Origin of the sequence: Ichthyobacterium seriolicida (genome assembly GCF_002369955.1) — a bacterium.
Lineage (GTDB): Bacteria > Bacteroidota > Bacteroidia > Flavobacteriales > Ichthyobacteriaceae > Ichthyobacterium > Ichthyobacterium seriolicida.
This window is the reverse complement of the sequence record NZ_AP014564.1, coordinates 1880731-1899963: the sequence shown is the minus strand read 5'-3', so window position 1 is coordinate 1899963 and position 19233 is coordinate 1880731. Positions and strand designations below refer to the sequence as shown.

At 31.1% G+C, this 19233-nt stretch carries 13 protein-coding genes and 2 pseudogenes; 9 read left to right on the top strand and 6 right to left on the bottom strand.

Annotated elements, in window-relative coordinates; genetic code table 11:
* Positions 1-56: 56 nt before the first annotated feature.
* Positions 57-180: pseudogene (locus tag JBKA6_RS08185) on the bottom strand (IS256 family transposase); the annotation flags it as partial.
* Positions 181-355: 175 nt separating this feature from the next.
* Between JBKA6_RS08185 and JBKA6_RS07300 the strand changes: the two are divergent.
* Together JBKA6_RS07300 and JBKA6_RS07295 are read left to right on the top strand one after the other, a co-directional pair.
* Positions 356-2329 (top strand): DNA gyrase/topoisomerase IV subunit A, encoded by a 1974-nt coding sequence (locus JBKA6_RS07300; protein WP_096687275.1) that lies wholly within the window; start codon positions 356-358, stop codon positions 2327-2329.
* Between the two features lie 98 nt (positions 2330-2427).
* The gene (locus tag JBKA6_RS07295) at positions 2428-3000 is read left to right on the top strand and encodes a class I SAM-dependent methyltransferase (protein ID WP_096687273.1); all 573 of its coding nucleotides are present in this window, start codon (positions 2428-2430) and stop codon (positions 2998-3000) included.
* Between the two features lie 193 nt (positions 3001-3193).
* Here the strand turns inward: JBKA6_RS07295 and JBKA6_RS07290 are convergent, their stop codons facing one another.
* From JBKA6_RS07290 to JBKA6_RS07275, 5 genes are all read right to left on the bottom strand, one after another.
* Complete coding sequence (locus tag JBKA6_RS07290; protein WP_096687271.1) at positions 3194-3787, bottom strand: Maf family nucleotide pyrophosphatase; 594 nt, start codon at positions 3785-3787, stop codon at positions 3194-3196.
* An 18-nt stretch (positions 3788-3805) separates the two neighbouring features.
* Positions 3806-4318 (bottom strand): KdsC family phosphatase, encoded by a 513-nt coding sequence (locus tag JBKA6_RS07285; protein WP_096687269.1) that lies wholly within the window; start codon positions 4316-4318, stop codon positions 3806-3808.
* Between the two features lie 67 nt (positions 4319-4385).
* On the bottom strand, positions 4386-5129 hold the full coding sequence (locus JBKA6_RS07985) for a ChuX/HutX family heme-like substrate-binding protein (protein WP_262490690.1): 744 nt from the start codon (positions 5127-5129) through the stop codon (positions 4386-4388).
* Entirely contained in the window at positions 5098-5445 is a 348-nt protein-coding gene (locus tag JBKA6_RS07980) for a ChuX/HutX family heme-like substrate-binding protein (RefSeq protein WP_262490685.1), read from the bottom strand. Before JBKA6_RS07980 ends, JBKA6_RS07985 begins: the two co-directional genes overlap by 32 nt.
* A 307-nt stretch (positions 5446-5752) precedes the next feature.
* On the bottom strand, positions 5753-7675 hold the full coding sequence (locus JBKA6_RS07275) for a BspA family leucine-rich repeat surface protein (protein WP_096687267.1): 1923 nt from the start codon (positions 7673-7675) through the stop codon (positions 5753-5755).
* A gap of 488 nt (positions 7676-8163) precedes the next feature.
* Between JBKA6_RS07275 and JBKA6_RS07270 the strand changes: the two genes are divergently transcribed.
* From JBKA6_RS07270 to JBKA6_RS07240, 7 genes and pseudogenes are all read left to right on the top strand, one after another.
* A complete protein-coding gene (locus JBKA6_RS07270; RefSeq protein ID WP_096687265.1) occupies positions 8164-9429 on the top strand; it encodes a hypothetical protein in 1266 nt (421 codons plus the stop codon).
* Between the two features lie 96 nt (positions 9430-9525).
* Positions 9526-10623: a mannose-1-phosphate guanylyltransferase gene (locus JBKA6_RS07265; protein WP_096687263.1), complete on the top strand. Its 1098-nt coding sequence runs from the start codon at positions 9526-9528 to the stop codon at positions 10621-10623.
* 55 nt (positions 10624-10678) lie between these two features.
* Complete coding sequence (locus JBKA6_RS07260) at positions 10679-13603, top strand: lamin tail domain-containing protein (RefSeq protein ID WP_096687261.1); 2925 nt, start codon at positions 10679-10681, stop codon at positions 13601-13603.
* Positions 13604-14031: 428 nt separating this feature from the next.
* Positions 14032-15201 carry a hypothetical protein gene (locus JBKA6_RS07255; protein WP_157777006.1) on the top strand — a complete coding sequence of 390 codons (1170 nt, stop codon included), beginning with the start codon at positions 14032-14034 and terminating at the stop codon, positions 15199-15201.
* Between the two features lie 700 nt (positions 15202-15901).
* A complete protein-coding gene (gene secG, locus JBKA6_RS07250; protein ID WP_096687257.1) occupies positions 15902-16297 on the top strand; it encodes a preprotein translocase subunit SecG in 396 nt (131 codons plus the stop codon).
* A 385-nt stretch (positions 16298-16682) separates the two neighbouring features.
* Positions 16683-18224 (top strand): annotated as a pseudogene (locus tag JBKA6_RS07245) (IS1182 family transposase).
* 150 nt (positions 18225-18374) lie between these two features.
* Entirely contained in the window at positions 18375-19232 is an 858-nt protein-coding gene (locus JBKA6_RS07240) for a lysophospholipid acyltransferase family protein (RefSeq protein WP_096687255.1), read from the top strand.
* The last annotated feature ends 1 nt before the right edge of the window (position 19233 follow it).

Sequence of the window (19233 nt, the reverse complement as noted above, 5' to 3'; positions counted from 1 at the left end):
GGACACTATCGCTTAAAGTGTGTAAATAAAAAATGACATATTTTTTTTGTTTTTATTCATAGTCGAACTCTTTTGTCAAGAATAGTAAATAAATTGATTCAAAATTATTCCCCAATTTGGTATGGGTTTGGACCATTTTTTTGGAGTCTCTCTAAGAGTCAAAAAAGTCGATTTCATAACTTTTTAAAAAAATTAAAAAAATAATCTAGGGTTAGTCATTATCTCTTTTAGGTAATTGTAGCTAACATTGCTAGTTCTCTAATCTATTTGAGAAGCCCAACCTTAGTTTATAAGCCTTATACTCTACTTTTAAAAAAAAGTCATTACATTTGAACGGACGTAGAGATATATTTCAATGCCAGATAACACAATAGACCTAAGCATTAAAAATGATACTTCGGAAGTAACCGAAGTATCGGGCATGTATAGAAATTGGTTTTTAGATTACGCCTCATATGTTATTTTAGAAAGAGCTATTCCCACCATAGAAGATGGCTTAAAGCCTGTACAGCGACGTATATTGCATTCGTTGTACGAGCTAAACGATGGGCGCTATAATAAGGTTGCAAATATAGTGGGCAACACTATGAAATATCATCCTCATGGAGATGCTTCTATATTTGAAGCTACAGTGCAGCTGGGTCAAAAAAACTTTCTAATAGATACCCAGGGAAACTGGGGGAACATACTCACAGGAGATAAGGCAGCAGCAGCTAGGTATATAGAAGCCAGATTATCTGAATTTGCCTTAGACGTGGTTTTTAATCCTAAGGTAACAGTATGGCAAAAATCTTATGACGGCAGAAATAATGAGCCGATTACTTTGCCTATCAAATTCCCATTACTTTTAGCTCAAGGAGTCGAAGGTATTGCCGTTGGCTTGTCCACTAAAATCATGCCTCATAATTTTATAGAGTTAATAGATGCTTCAATACAAAATCTCAAGGGGATAAAGACAAATATATATCCTGATTTCCCCACAAAAGGACTGGCAGATTTCACAGATTATAAAGATGGATTAAGAGGTGGGAAAATAAAGATGAGAGCCAGAATATCTCAAGTAGGCAAGGGGATTTTAAAAATAACTGAAATCCCTTATGGGATGACAACTTCCTCATTGATAGAGTCTATAATAAAGGCAAATGATAAGGGGAAAGTCAGAATAAAAAAAATAGAGGACAATACAGCTGAGGATGTAGAGATATTAATATACTTACATAACAGTGCTGTAGAAGAGAAAATTATAGATGCTCTATATGCTTTTACAGATTGTGAACTATCCTTATCTCCTATTTCTTGTGTCATAGAAAATGAAAAGCCCGTTTTTTTGGGTGTTTCTGAAATACTTTATAAATCCACGGAAAACACCAAACAGCTGCTATATAGAGAATTGGAAATTAAGTTGGAAGATTTGAGAGAACAATGGCATTTTTCGACCTTGGAGAGGATATTTATAGTCAGGAAAATATATAGAAATATAGAAGAAAAAGACACTTGGGAAGATGTTATCTCTGCCATAGATAAGGGATTAAAACCCTATGTAAAACAATTAATTAGAGATATAACCAAAGAGGATATAGTAAAATTAACTGAAATAAGAATTAAACGAATCTCTAAATTTGATATTGATAAATCTGAGACCTACATAAAGAATATAGAAAAACAGATAAAAGAAACTGAATATAACTTAAAAAATATTGTAGACTTTACAATACAGTACTTCACTAGGATTAAAACCAAATACAAAAATGTATATAAAGGGCGCAAAACTGAGATAAAAACATTTGACAATATAGATATATTCGATGTAGCTATTTCTAATACCAAATTATATTTCAATAAAACAGAAGGATTTATAGGAACTTCTTTAAAAGATGAATCTTTTGCTTTGGAATGCTCAGATATAGATGATATTATCGTGTTTAAAAAGGATGGAACTTTTTTAGTTACCAAAGTAGATAGTAAAACCTTTGTGGGCAAGGATATAATACATATACAAGTATTTAAGAAAGGAAATAGCCAAAATGTATACAATGTCATATATGAAGATGGCGAGACAGGTATTTCATATAAAAAACGATTTAATGTATTGTCTGTAACACGAGATAAGGAATACGATATAACACAAGGAACTAAAGGATCTAAGGTAATTTACTTTTCAGCAAATCCTAAGAGTGAAACAGAAGTTGTAACTGTACATTTGAAAAAAAAATACACTTTGATGAAATCAAAATTTGAAGTTGATTTTTCACAACTGAGTATAAAGGGAAAAAATGTAAAAGGAAATATAGTGACCAAATACTCAATAAATAAAATAAAGCTCAAATAATAAGTTTTCTCTAAAAAAAAAGATAACTATAGTTATCTTTGTCTTAGTAATTATCAGTATTACCGAGGTGGAGGCATCTGTAGTCAACCTAAATTTAAATGTATAAAGCAAATAAGATCAAAGATTCCTTAAGGATGTCTTATACCATATCAAAAAGTGGAAGTGTGACACCTAGTTCCAAAAGGTTAGCACTAAAAATGATATCACAAATAGATTTTAATAAAACTAAATTAATAGTTGAACTAGGAGCGGGTAATGGATGTATAACTAAGTACATATTGCAAAAAATGTCTAAGGACAGTATTCTTATAGTTTTTGAGGTAGATCCAAAAATGATCGAGATACTAAAGGGGATAGAAGACCATAGACTTATAGTAGTAAATGATTCTGCTGAAAATATAACAACACATATAACCAAAGCTGGAAAAACAAAGGCTGATGCCATAATATCTTGTTTACCCATAACTATTTTACCTAAAAATTTGGTTAATAATATTTTGCAAAAATGCACAGAAGTTCTAGGAGACACTGGTAGATATGTCCAGTTTCAATATTCTCCAAGAACATTTAAAATGCTTAAAAAATATTTCGATATCCTGAGAAAAGATTTAGTTCTTATGAATATACCTCCTGCATTTGTAATGCATTGCTCTGTTAAAAAAGATATATAGTAAGCATAGTTTTACAGGATTTTACAGGCAAAAACTAAGGCTAGCTAAAATATATTTTTGTAGGCTCTTTTTCTGATATAAACCGCTAAGATTTTTTTTCTGTAAATCTTTTTGAAGATCTCTTGTAATCTATCTAATCTTAGTTCTTTTTTTTAAATATATTGGGAGGAATTTGATTTACAGTCTAGATTTTTCACATTGAAAATTCTTTTAACCTCTTATAAAGAGTATTAACTGGCAATCCCAAAACATTAGATTGTGTTCCCTCTATTCTTTCTATTCCTATCAAGCCCAGCCACTCTTGTATTCCATATGCTCCAGATTTATCAAAAGGCTTCCATTGCTCTATATAAAAATCTATTTCTCTGCAAGAAAGAGATCTAAAAGTGACTCTTGTATTTTCAGAAAAAGTTAGCTTATTCTTCTTCTTAGAAACAAGACATACTCCAGTGATAACATCATGAGTCTTAGCCGAAAGTTTCTCTAACATAACTTTAGCTTGTCTGTCATCTTTAGGCTTGCCTAAAATTTCATCCTCTAATATCACAACCGTATCAGCCGTGATAATAATCTCCGATTCCTTTATATCTCTCTCAAAATGAGAAGCCTTTAATTCAGCTAGATATTCGGGAACTTTTCTAATATCCAAATCAGAAGGATATATCTCTTCCAAATCCTTTTTTACAATGGAAAAAGATAATCCCATATCTTTTAAAAGCTTATGTCTTCTGATAGAATTTGAAGCTAAAACAATACTATATCCATTTAAAATATCTTGCGCTACCATAACAGTCTTATTATTTTATCACTCAGGGATAATCCATTTACCTTGAACCCTCATAATTTGTTCTAAAACATCTCTAACACATCCATTCCCTCCATTATAAGGCGATATATATTTAGATATATTTTTTATATCTATAGCGGCATCATTAGGACAAGCAGGCACCCCTACTCTTTTCATAACTGGATAATCAGGCATATCATCGCCCATGTAAAGAGTGTTTTCCTCCCTTATATCGTAAGTACTTATATAATCTTCATACGCTTCTAGCTTATCAAAACAAGAAAAAAAGAAATCTGTTATTCCTAACTTTTGTAATCTACTCTTAACGAGTAAATTAGAACCACTTGAAATTATACAGAAGTTATAACCTTGCTTAATGGCTAGATTTATAGCGTATCCATCCTTAATATTCATCTGCCGAGCCCAATTATTCTCTGATATGACATTGACTTTTCCATCGGTCATGACCCCATCAACATCAAAAATAAAAGTCTCCACTCTTGAAAAGAGCTCTTTATAATTATTACTCATTGGTTTAAATTGTTATATGAATTTGAAATAAAGGTCTGTAAAAATCATACAGAAAAAAATAATATGACTATTTGCTGTATTTCATCAATAATTCCTTCCAAGACTCTAATTCGAGACTGCCTTCTTTTCGTTTGCCAAATATTTGAACTATTAAATTTTCATCTTCATCGAAAACTTCCAAAGCCGATACTTCCCCATCTTTACCCGATGGTCTTCTAACTACCCATGCCTGAGATATTTTATCAGCATTTAGATGTAAATTAAAATCTGGATCTAATACGTTAAACCATTCTTTGTAAAAAGAAGTTTTTTGTATTTCTCCAGTATATATCTGTATGTTTCCTGGATTAGTTACAAAAATCATAACAGGAATATTTTTAGAAGCGACTTGTTGTATTACCTCGACGGCTGCAGAATTAGGAATTTTATTAGCATAATGCTCACTTGGAGCCAGCTTAAAAGCTTGAATTTTATCTAATTTATACTTTCTACAGATAGACATAAATTCGTGTGTGTCTTGCATGCCTTTCCACTCTTTATGGAATTGCTCTACATCTATCTTAGGAGTCTCTATATTATTTTTAGGATTTTTTTCAGCCTTATCAACACTCTCATAAGCCTCTTGATTTTCATTTCTAAATTTATCCACCAAACTGAGATAGTTATCGATACTGCTCTCTGGTGTCAAGTATATTTTGTGAAGAGCTTGCCCAGTACTAGAAAAAAATTGCAAACTGTGCAAATCCCTGCCTTTTGTATTGTCATGAACAGAAAAAGCTCTATGCCAGTGACTTAAAAAAAAATCTAAGATCTATTTCTCCTAAAAATAATCCTAAGTTATCGTCTTTAAATATAGGGTTTTTATAAACTCCTTTTACTTCATGTACACAATACTCATTACGAGTCAACGCCATGACCTTGCCCAGGGATTTGATTTCTGTTAATATTTCTTTAAATCTAGGCTGTAACCTAATTACAGAGTCTCCACACATGGTGCTCAATAACTCTAATTCACTAACCTCTAATTCTTCGGCAGCATCTTTAATCCTCTTATTGGGATTTAGGTTTTTAAATGTCTCCCACCTCTCTTTTAAACCAGAATTTATATTTATAGTAGTATCGTTCATTTTAATTTTTTTTTATGTAAAATCTAATGTCATTTACCATGAAAAATATAGACGTCTGCTAGACAAAAGGTCTTTTAATCAAAGGCTTTGCGCTAGATACTCCTTAAAAAAAACTTGTATAATGCCAATGAGGCCTAGCTTTTTCGCCTCCCAAAGGTAATACAGTACGGGCAAATTTAGATGCTATATTTTGGAAACTAAATTATTAATCCAACTCAGGTAAATAATTAGTTTATACGGAAGTAAAACAAAAAAGCCGCTTAGGATCAATCCTAAACGGCTTCGTTAAATAATATCAATAATTATACTATTCAGATTTGTTTTCAGGATGCTTGCTATTAGCAGCGCCTTCAATATAAGGCATTCCTGAACGTCGAAACATTAAACTAAAATTTTGAATTCCATTATATGGCAAATCCCAAGAACTTAAATCTTGATTAAAATTTTTAGCAAAATAAAACATCTCTAGCCTATGAATAACATTAGAAACATTCCAACTGCCTATATTTCCATTGAAAGATGTAGCGACCTTAAACATACTTACCATATTAGTAACATTAGAAACATTCCAAATGCCTATATTTTGATCGAAAGATGTAGCATTTTCAAACATACTTTCCATATTAGTAACCTTAGAAACATTCCAACTGCTTATATTTTGATTAAAAGCTTCAGCTCCTAAAAACATACTTTCCATATTAGTAACCTTAGAAACATTCCAACTGCCTATATTTCCATTGAAAGCTTTAGCTCCTGAAAACATCCGCGCTATATTAGTAACCCCCTCTAAATTAGGCGCTTCCATAGGTAAAGTTACTAACTTGGAACATTCCTCAAAACTTCCATAATATTTAGATTTACGATCTTCTGTATATTCAATACTGTTGAGTAATTTCAGATCACCCCAAGATGAAATATTTATTATCTCGTCTGTATTATAGCAATCAGGACTCGGATAATCACCAGAAGACTTATCAAAACTATAAGGATTAGTTCTTATACAATTGAAGACTTTACCAAAGTTAAAACCTTCTATTTTTTCTGTAATAGTAACGGTGTACTCACCTGCTGTTGTATAAGTATGTGAAGCTCCAGTATGAGAAGTAACTTTTTGCTTTTCTGAACCATCGCCCCAATCTACTGTAAAGTCATATTCTCCACCATCGTAAATAGGCAATTTTATTTGTTCGTTGTTTGAAGTAGTTTTCCACTTAGAAATAAATTTCTTTAACTCATGGGTAATAGTCACAGTGTAATCTTTAGTTTCTCCGTTTCCTGCTGTTACTGTGTATTTGACAGCTTCTGTCTTTGAAAGGTCTATATTATTAGAATTAGGAGATATAGAAGCAAGGTTTGAAATCTCTATCGACGGCACTATCTTTGTTATTTTTGCTAATTCATAGTAAGATAAATCTGTTACTGATATAGATATGACTGAATTTATTTTATCTATACTTGTCGATATTTTCGCTTTCACGCCATTAGGTTTTGTAATACTAAATGATAATATTTCATTTTCAGCATTCTCAGGTAATACAGAAACAGTTACTGTATAGGTTTTAGATTCTCCTTTTTCTGAAGTAATTGTAAAAGCTACAGGGTTTGTAAAATCTGTAATTTTACTAGGGTCAGGTTTTATTGTTTCTCCTGCAAAACCTATTATAGGAACTAAATTTGTTTTTAATTTTCCTTTGCTGTGAGGTAAAGCAACAGATATCTTAGTAGAATCTTCAGAATCAATAACTCCCTCTATATCTTTACTCAGACCGTTATTCTTATCAGCTTTAAATTTGAAAGACAATATTTTATTCTCAGAGCTTGGTTCCGACAAAGAAACAGTTACTGTATAAGTTTTAGATTCTCCTTTTTCAGAAGTAATTGTAAAAGCTACAGATTTCGAAAAATCTGTAATTTTACTAGGGTCAGGTTCTATTTTTTTACCTATAAACTTTATTGTAGGAACTAAATTTTTTCTTAATTCTCTTTTTTTGTAAGGTAAAACAACAGATATCTTAGTAGAATCTTTAGAATCGATAACTCCTTTTATATCTTTACTCAGATCTTTATTCTTATCAGAATCAAATTTCAAACTGAAAGAAGTTAAAGAAACAGTATCTGAACTATTTTTTACTTCATCTGAAGTATTTTCTACTTTTTTTTCTTTTGTACAAGAAGTAAAGGACATAATTTGAAAAACAAATAAATAAAACAGTAAAATTTTTGACTTCATAAATATTTAAATTAAAATAATAAAACAATAAACTAAAAGCTTAGTTTAAAGGTAAACACACAATATTCAAGCTTTGTAGTTTTAGTTAAAAAGTCTGCGAAGTTAGTAGTTTATTTTGTAATATTAAAAGAAAATATTACTCCTTGTAAATTAAATCGGATTTAAGGAAATACACCTTTAGTTTTAGCCTCTTTTATGCTTATGAGGCGATTTAATAGAAATTTAACAATTTTCGCGCAAAAAACACTCGATTTATCACAAATATGAGTCTCTTTAATCCTAGTTAATTAAAGAGGTTCAAGCATTTTTACCAAACAAATTATTAATTGAACTCATGTTTTTATTGACTGTTCTTTTTAATAAATATTAACTCAAATCAGAGTATAAGTTTATAAATATAAGTATATTTCGCAGCGATATTAATGGCTGCGAATCAAAGTGGAACAGCCTTTATTCCAAAATAGATTAACTTCAAAAATATTATAGTTATGAATAGATATATTTTTTTGTTTGCATTTGTGCTTTTATTTAATTTGGGATTTTCTCAAGAAAATCAAGATGAGGAATTACATAAATACTCTCCTATAAAATTGGAATTGAATGAATCAGGTTCTAAATATCTAAGACTAATCCTTTGGAATCAAATTTGGGTTGGAGTCGAAAACTTGGGAAATAAAAACCAAAAAGCTTTTTTTAATTTTAGAAGATCTAGGATTTTAGCTGTTGGACAGTTTTCTCCTAGGTTTTTAGTATTGACACACATAGGGACACATTCGTTTAACGCTCAAAATGCTACTCTGCATGGAAAATCAGGTTCTGATATATTTGTAAATGATGCTTGGGGAGAGTATATGTTGATAGATAAAAGTGTGTATTTGGGAGTGGGGTTACATTACTGGAGCGGCATATCTAGATTACAGAGATCATCGAGTTTTAAGTTTATGACAATAGATAGCCCTAACTCTAGAGCGTGGTTAAATTACGGTAGAACAGGGCAGTTTGTAAGGGAATTTGGATTTTATATCAAAGGAACAATCTCCGATAAGTTACAATATTCGTTTACTATAAACGATGCTGAAAATTCATATGCTGTAAATGATGAGACTCCTATATCAAAAGATGTATCGGTTTATGCTGGAGCATATATATCGCCTAATATTTTTAATTCTCAGAGATCTAAATTGAATTACACTTCTAGATTGGAATATCAATTTTTAGATGAAGAAGGAGATAAACTACCTTTTAAGTCGAGTAGCACTTTCAGTGAAAAAGGGAATATTTTTAATATTGGGATAGGCATTTGGTATCATCCAAACGCATCTATTACTCTAAAAGACTATTCATCTCCTATAAAAAAGATCTCTGAGATAACAAACGTAAACCAGATAGAATATCAAGATGCTTTACATTTTTCAGTAGATGCCTATTTAGATATGAAAGGACTAACAGCCTATGCGCTTTTTCAAGACACCAATTATGGCAAAAATGCAGGAGGTTATAGATTTACAGGATCTAATACTACATTGACGTTGGGTTATTTTTTAGATAATCTAGATCTTCAACCTTATGCTTCTTATAGTTTTTTACATCCCAGAGTTGATGGATATAATTCTGGATGGGAGATGAAATTAGGAATCAACCTCTTGAAACTAGATATATTCTTAAAGACATCTTTAGAATTTCAAATTAATAAATCAGTTGAAAGTACTTCTTTGAGTAAAAGCTTGCTTTTGCAAATGCAATTTGTAATATAAATATTAATGAAATTGAGATTTTAAGGAATTTAAAAAGACATCTCTGATTCTATGTTTTAGTTTTTAATATATTTGGATGCCTTTCTAAACTGAGATATGAAAAACAATAGATATTGTGTAATAATGGCAGGAGGCTTAGGAACTCGTCTATGGCCATTTAGCACTGAACAAGAGCCAAAGCAATTCACAGATATCTTAGCCACAGGACGTACTCTTTTACAACACACATTCGATAGATTTAGTGGGATCATACCAGATGGTAATTTCTATGTAGTTACTTCGGTGAAGTATGAGAGTTTGTGTTTAGAACAACTTCCAGCATTAGAAAAAAAGCAAATACTTTTAGAGCCAGAAGGCAAAAACACAGCTTCCTGTATCGCCTATGCAAGTCATAAGATAAAGTTAAATGACAAAAATGCTAATATTGTGGTATCGCCTGCCGATCATTTAGTTTTGGATATTCCCAAATTCAAAGAGTTAATACTAAGAGGGTTGGATTATGTAGATAGAAATAAGAGAATACTTACCATAGGTGTAAAACCTAATGTTCCAAGTGTAAATTACGGATACATAAAAATAAATCATGACAATGACGACTATGCCCAAAGTGATTTAAAACACGTAGAATCATTTATAGAAAAACCAGATTTAAAAACCGCTAAAGAATTTGTTGAAAATGGAAATTACTTTTGGAATTCGGGTATTTTTTTATGGTCTGCAGATACTATTGTATCTGCTTTAGAAGAATATTTACCTTCTATCAATAACAAGTTTTTAGAGGGATTAGATTATTTCGGCACCCAAAGAGAGGAGGAATACATAAAGGAGATATATCCACAATTAGAAAATATATCTGTAGACTACGGCATTATGGAAAATGCTGAGAACATATCTATGCTGATTGGAGATTTTATCTGGTCAGATTTGGGAACTTGGAAAAGTGTATCAGAATATTTTATAATTGATGAAAAAGGAAATGCCACGGCCCATGACAATGCTGTATTTTACGAATCTGAAAATTGTATAGTTCACGTGGGTAAAGAAAAAACAATAGTAGTGGAGGGACTCAAAAATTATGTAATCTGCGAAACAGAAAAAAATATTTCAATTCGAAAAATAGAAAGTGAAGATAAAGTAAAACAAGTAATAGAAGAGCTTAAAAAGAGGAACTCTTCGGAGAAAAATATGGTATAAATAATATTTCAAATATTTTGAAATTCAATCATTAACATTTAACTTTTTAATTGAAATGATTAGAATATTATGTTTTTTGTTAGTATTTCCATGGCAGCTGTATTCTCAGGTTATAGATGATTTTTCTAATAAAGATATATCTACAAATCCTAGGTGGGAAGGCGAAAGGGATAAATTCAAAGTAAATGAACACGGTCAGCTACAACTAAATGATTTATCTAAATCTAAAAAAGCTTATCTGTGTACTGAATCTACTTTATCAAATCATATTATTTGGGAATTCTATTGCGCTTATAGCGGAAATCCCTCTTCTAGCAATAACACCCTTATATATCTGATCTCCGACAATCAAAATTTAACAGAGTCTCTCAATGGATTTTGCATAAAAATAGGAGGAGAAAGTGGAGTAAAAGACAAAATAAGTCTGTATAAACAAAAGGGTAAGATTAAATCGAAATTATTTCAATCTGATAATGGACAAAAGATTTTAAACTCTAAAAATAAATTATCTCTCAGACTTAGAATAACTTATACAGATGGGGCCTGGTCCTTTTTTGCAGATAAGGAAGGTGGAGAAAATTTTGTATCCATTGGCACTTATAGAGGGATTATAGATGTAAATCCAATGTATTTTGGCATTTTAGTTCAATTCTCTAAGACTAAGAATATGCATTTTTTCTTCGATGATATTTCTATAAGACAAGAGGGTAATTCGTCCACAGAGATTGAGCAAGTAAAAATTATAGGGGTAGACAGCATACAAATATCTCTATCTGATAAGGTTAAGAGAACGTCCGCTTTATCAAATAGCAATTATCAATTGAGCGAAATAGGTCCTCCAGCGAGTGTTATTTACAATGAAAAAGAGAAAAATATTAAACTTTATTTTTCAAAAATCATGACAGAGGGAAAGAGATATACTCTCCACATAAGAAATTTAGAAGGTGAAAATGGAAACAAAAACCCTGATTTTATAAAAAATAATCTCTTTTACGAATTGCCTGTTCCCAAACTAAATAGTATAGAAGTCTTAAATCCTAAGTTGTTAAAGTTGAATTTTAATATCCCCATACAAGAGGATCAAGTAGAGTTTAAATCAGATCTTTTGACTTTTGGCCTTCGATCTTGGAGCGATGAAAATAGAGTTCTAGAATTACACTTAAGTGATTCTTCCATTATCCCAAATAATATGTATTTGTTAGATGTGACAAAATTATTTTCTAAGAGAAAATCTAATTTTCCTGTAAAAAAAGCTGAGCCGCATAAAAGACAATTTCTGATAAAAATGCCAAAACCTCATATAAACAGCTTGAAAATAATGACAGACTCAACTTTTGTGATAAAGTTTTCTACACCTATGGATCCTATATCCGCTACAAATAGGAATAATTATATTCTTACAAACAATACTGTTGTGAACAAGGCCATATATAATAGAGAAAATCGTACAGTAGAAATATTACTCAACAAAAAGCTCTCTTCAAATATCTCTTATGATATAATCGTAAAACCAATTTTAGCAGAGAAATTCAAAGGATTTACAGGACTTAAAACTAGGAGTATAAAAACTAGTTTGTCGTTTAGAGTCTTAGACCTAAAAATACTTAAAGCTTCTTTTTTGTCTCCATCACAACTATCGATAGTTTTCAATATGGATATAAATAAAAACAGTGTTAAAGAGCAAAACGTCCTAATCGATAAAATGAAAGTAGCTTCTATTCATGTCAATAAACGTAGCATTACAATTGATGCGCTAGATGGAAATTTTGAGCTCAATACCAATTATAAAATAAAACTGAAAGGAATAGAGGCAAATGATATAAGCGGATTTAAAATCCCAAAATTAGATACGGTCATTTCAGTCATCAAGGAGATAGCTCCTCCATATTTACAGAAAATAGAACTGAAAGATCAAAGAATTGTTAAATTATTTTTCAATTGTGTATTGTCAGATTCATCACTTGATATTTCTAATTATACAGTTAATAAAAACATAGGCATGCCAAAAGAAGTTATTAAAAAAGGCAATATCCTATCCTTAGTTTTTGACGATAATTTTCCCAATGATGATTTTCAACTCACTATAAAAGAATTATCTCCAGCTCTCATAGACGGTTTTGAAATAGATAAAACACCTGTGCAAAAAGTAGTATTTTCAAATTACAAACCACTAAATGGAGATATTATTTTTACAGAAATTCTTTCTAATCCAAATAAAAAAGGGTCTAAGTTTTTGGAAATTTATAACTCTACTGACAAACACATACAAATAGAAAATTTTTATATTTCTAACTCTATTGATAAGAATCTTAAGAAGATAGCTCCTTTTTTAATGAAGCCTGATCAATACATAGCTATTACCAAAACCGTAGATGCCCTTAACAAATTTTACTCTGTGGAGGGATCTTATATAGAAATGCCTCTTCCTTCTATTCCTAAAGATAATGGCAAAGTATGTCTTTTAACACCTGAAAAATCAATTATGGACAGTGTGTCATATACATCAAAGATGCATTTCAAATGGCTAAAGGATAGGACGGGAATATCCTTAGAGCGAATAGATGTAAACAGAAAATCTAATGAGAATAATTGGACTAGTGCAGCAGTAAAAATAGGTGCTACTCCAGCCATGCGAAATTCTCAACAAATAAATAACGAGACTTTTGTGAAAAGGGATTTTATATATTTTGAGAATAATGTGTTTTCTCCCAATGGGGATGGAATAGATGATTTACTAAAAATAGAATACGATATCAAAGAGCAGTCTCAGGCTAGAATATATGTATTAGATGACAATAGTTTTATAGTGAAAAAGATAGTGGAAAATGAGAATTTACCATCTAGGGGATATGTCACTTGGAATGGAGATACCGAAAGAGGAGATAGAGCTAGACAAGGGATTTATATAATATTCATGGAGTTTACAAATCATGAGGGTGTAAGTAAAAGGTATCACAAGGCATGTGTATTAGGCTTATGATATATATTTATATTATTCTGGCATAAAAAGACACTATCGTTTAAAACCTGAGTTTGATTAATAAATTGGTTGATTAAACCATTTGAAAGTCTTTTTACTAAGGTTAGAGAGGGCTGTATTTATAATCATTTGAATATTTTTATGCAAAAAATATCAGGTTTCCACTAAGTCGCTTCATAAGTATTCAAATAATTACACTAATAATCTATTGACCTCAATAAATTCAAAGGTTATAGAGTTTTTATTAATCAAACTCAGGTTTTTAAGTTCTTCCTTTTCTGCGATGTGCGTTCTGTCGGCAAATATTTTAAACATCAAAGAAAAGTTTTAAAAAATTAAAAAAATAACATTAATTTAGTAAACTACTCATGTAGTAAATGAGCGGTTTGTTATTTATTAAATTTTAAATCTAAAAAAAAATGAAAAAAATGTTTAGAAATTTGTTAGCAATGCTAACATCAGGTGTTATTGTTTTCTCTTGTGGAAAAGAGATTGATAAAAATCAAATAACGGAGGTTAAAAGTATAGATTTCTTAGCGGAGAAGAACAAGGTTACTGTTGAAGACAAACAAGACGTTAGTGACTTGTTTAAGAGCTTATTTATTATAAAGACTCCTGAGAGAGCAATATCAGCATATACTGAAGAGCAAAAAGCGCTTAACTCAAAAATTACTATTGAAGGAGATAATATTTATGTAAAAATGCCATATAACCCAGCGTTAAAATTAGATGAAGCTGGCATCCTTACTGCTACAATTACTTCTTCAAGTGCTCCAGGCACTAGTCCTGCTACTTTCGATATACCTATCAGTATAGGAGCAAATGAGTTTACTCATCAAAAAATGATTACAGGTGTAGTTAAAAAACTTCCTAAGAAAATAGGAGATAAGGATATTGAAAAGGAGTATTCTATTCATTTTAAGTACGATAAAGATGCGGCTAAATCAGCATCAGATAAATGTGATCTTTTTCCTACTGATACAACTGTAGACTCTCCTATTAACAACCTTTCTTTTACTAGAAATCACCAATATAAAAAGCTAGAGGAAACTATTACTGCTAATAATAGTTATGTGTGTGAAAATGCCGAAGTAAACGGTAAAAATCATGGAAAGTGTAATGGTTTAAGTAAAACTTCTAAAGCTGTTACACCTGTGCTTACTACTGCATTAACTAGTAAAAATGGAGATTCAGAAGCAAACGCTATAGAAATGCATTTTGAGGGAGGGACCTTGAGTCACCATTTTGTTTCGACTACTATCAGTAACCCAGAGAAATCATTTGATATTGGGATTCTCGCTCATGATTATGATGGTGACAACCCAAAGTTTACAATGCCGAATTTTGAGTTTATAGCTGATGGAGCTGTGCTTCCTGATGGGGCGTTTTTTAGTGTTGAAGGTGTTAACGGAACAGATTGCGATGTTAAGTATAAACAAAAAATCTGTCCAATAATTCCTAATACAGGATTTAAGATGTATAATCCAATGCCTCTTGTAGATAACGGTATAATTTTTAAAGTAGTAGCTCAAAATGGAATAAACAAAAAGTTCTACAAATTGATATTTAAGAATAAGAATACTCGTCCTCGTTTTTAAAATGAAATATTTATTTAAAATCTTATCGCTACTAGACATTTGGTCTAGTAGTTTTCTCATGTAGAAAACCAAATGATACAGCCGAAAAAGCCCTAGAACTAATCTTTAGTTCTAGGGCTTTTTCGATAAGAGTAAGAATCTAACTGATGATAATAATGTCTCCGAGTTCTACGAAAAACTCTTTATTACTAAAACTCCTCCTAGGGCCAAAGGAAAAGTTATTGTTGTAGATTCTAAGGTTACCCAGATAAGTTTGAGACTAAATCTGGAGATATAGTCGGAGATAGTATATTTATAAGGCTTCCTTATAACTCGCAGTTTACATATTCAGCAACCAAGTCTAGTGCTGCTACAATAGTCTTTAAAGGAACTTCTGGCGCTAGCGCAATTAGTTATAAATTCACAGTAGTAGCACAAGATGGAACAAGCAAAAAAAATACTACAAGTTAACAATCAATGCTACTGCGTCTAGTTAGTAGTATTTAAAAAATCAATTATTTACAATAGAAAAGGGGGCTTTTTGCTCCATTTTTTTTATGTGATTACTTTACATGATAATTTTTATTTCTAAATAATAATAAACAGAACTAAGGTTTAGAAATACTTTTTTTTAGGATGATATGATTGGGGCTTATCATTTAATTAGCGGATATTGTAAATAATTAATTAGATTTGCATTGCAAAATTTAAAAAGATTTCTATGGGAGTTTATGCATTATTGGTGATACTGATAGTAGTCATTTGTATGTTATTGGTGTTGGTTGTTCTAGTTCAAAATCCAAGTGGAGGAGGCTTATCTTCAACTTTTGGAGCAAGCGCTACTAATGTGGTAGGAGTGCAAAAAGCTAATGATTTTTTAGAAAAAAGTACATGGATTTTGTTCTCTCTGTTAGTCGTGTTAGTTGTATCATCTAATTTTGTTATACAAAATGAAATTCCAGTTTCTGATGTGGAAGAACATATTGAAAATTTGTATTTGCCAGATGTAGATCCTATTGCAGCTCCTTTAAGTGATGATTCATTACAAACTGATACTGATGTTGATGCTGATTCTTCTTCGGAGAAGAGTGATAAAGATCCTTCAGTTAAGGAATAGACATTTTTAACATAGATTATAGTATTTTTCCTCATCTTGGGAAAAGATTTTTCTCAGATTAATTTGAATGTGAAAGAAGCCGTCTCAAAACCGAGGTAGTTTTTTTGTTTAAAAGTGTAGTTTTTACCCGTTAACCCAGATTATTCATAGTCACATGAATTTTTCAGGTTAAAAGTATTGTTTTATTCAGTATTTCTAAGGAAATATCCATCTAACTCAAGTTTATAAACAATGTATTTTTGTTCCCCATTTTTGGGGACCATCTAAAGTGGTCTAGATTTGGTTAAAACCCTTTAAAATTAATACCTCATATCAAATATTGAAATATAACCATGAATAATCTAGGTTAATTTGTATCTTGCTAACTGATTGATAATCAAATAGTATGAATACAAATTTCAGGGACTATAACCAAGGACAAAATTGGCTTTTTCCACCTAGTATCGAAGAATTGATTCCTGCAGATCATCCTGTGCGAGTTGTCAATGGTGTGATTGAACAACTAAACCTCAATTTATTGATTTCTGAGTACAGTAAAGAAGGCAAACCAAGCTACCATCCTAAGATGATGCTCAAAGTAATGGTATATGCCTACATGGATAATACCTATTCTTCAAGAAAAATTGACAAGGCAATGCGTGAAAACATCATTTATATGTGGCTTTCAGCTCAACAGGTAGTAGATCACAATACCATTGCTCGATTCCGTAGTAAAAAACTCAAGACCATTTTTAAAGATATTTTCAAACAAGTGGTCTTGTTATTGGCAGATGAAGGTTTGTTAACCCTCAAGGAAGTCTTTACAGATGGGACTAAAATTGAATCCATGGCTGGACGTTATACTTTTGTTTGGGGTAATGCGATTAAGACTCGTAAAGAGAAAATGTCCGAGCAACTGGAAAATATGTGGCAGTATGCTTAGAGTATCGCAGATGAAGAAGATCTAGATCCTACCGCTCAAGACTTTAGCAAGATTGATAAAGAGAAAGTAGAAAAGACTGCTACTAAAATCAATAAGATACTCAAAGGTAATACCAAAGCAAGCAGTAAAGCCAAAGCCAAGGCACGCTATATGGAAAAGAATTTCCCAATCAACCTTGAAAAGTATCAGCAACAAGAACAAATACTATCAGGTCGTAACAGCTATAGTAAAACGGATCCTGACGCTACCTTTATGCGCATGAAAGAAGATCATATGCTCAATGGTCAATTAAAGCCAGGGTATAATGTTCAAATCAGTACAGAATCACAGTTTATCATACACTACAGTCTACATCAGAATACAAATGACATCCATACACTAAAACCTCATTTACAGTCTTACGAGAAACTATATCAATCACTTCCCAAATACCTTAGTGCAGATGCTGGTTATGGGAGTGAAGAAAATTACCAATACCTAGAAGATGTTGAAATAAGTGGATATGTTAAGTATAACACTTTTGATAAAGAGCAACGGACTTATAAATCTAATCGAAAGAAAAACTCTAATGTTGACTTTCATAGAGATAATCTTCATTATAATGAACAAGAAGATAACTATGTGTTGTCCTATGGGCCAAAGAATGGATAAAATCTATGAATGAAAGAATACTACAAAATCAGGTTACAATCAGACTTCCAGCGTATATCAAGCACAAAATTGTCAAGGTTGTTCACTACGAGGGCTTTGCCATAAATCAAAGTACAATAGAAAGATAGAACGTAATCATCATCTTGAAAGGCACAAGAATATAATGCGTAATAGGCTCAAGAGTAATGAAGGTCAAAATAGACGTAAAAAAGAACATCAGATGTAGAACCTGTCTTCGGACATATCAAATCAAACCGAAACTTCAAGAGATTTACACATAAAGGGATTAAAAAAGCAGAATTAGAATTTGGATTACATGCTTTGGCACACAATCTTCGAAAAAAGGTCTCATAAAAAGAACCTTCCTTTTAAAAGGAAAGTAAAATGGAATGCTAAATACCAAAAATTAAAAAAGCCTCATTTCATTAATGAGACGGCTTCTTTTTTGTATTTCTGTATGTCGTTGTTTATCTTGTAGTAATTTTGTAGTCTATTACAAGACACATGTTTTTCTTTATAAGAACTCTATCAAAATTACCTTTTCCTTTTCTGTATTTTATATCTGATATATTATATTTCGTAATGTATAGGATAGTCAAGTATAGAAAAAAGGTAGTTTTTGAAAACCTAAAAAAATCTTTTCCCAAAAAGACAAATAAAGAGATAAAGGAAATTTCCAAGAAATTTTATAAGCATCTATCAGATATGACAATAGAAATTTTCAAACCTATATCGATTAAAAAGGAAGTTTTTATCAGTAGAATGCGCCAAGATAATATTGAATTATTAGATGAGTTTATAGATAAGGGTAGAAGTATTATCATGGTAACAGGACATTATGCAAACTGGGAATGGATTTCTGAATTACCTTTGGTACTAAAAAATAAAGAGACTCAAATTAAAGCTGTTTATAATCCTATTAGAAATAGATCTATAGATAAATTAGTCGTGTCTAGCAGAACGGCATTTGGATTGGAAGTATTCACTATGGATGAGATTCAAAAGATGATGTTAAGAGATAGAAACAAAAAATCCATATACTATTTCGTAGCTGATCAAAGTCCACATATTGATAATATTAGCGGTTATATTAATTTTTTAAATCAAGATACTCCAGTTTTTACTGGGGTGGAGAGGATCTCTAAAATGTTTGATTTTGTAGTTGTATATATGGACGTTCAAAAAATCAAAAGGGGATATTACAATACTACATTCAGATTATTATTCGAAAATCCTAGAGATACAGAGAAATTAGAGATAACAAAAGAGGTCTTTAAAACTCTTGAGAATTCTATAAGAAAAAAACCTGAGTATTGGCTATGGTCTCATAGAAGATGGAAACACAGTAGAGATGCTTTTTAAT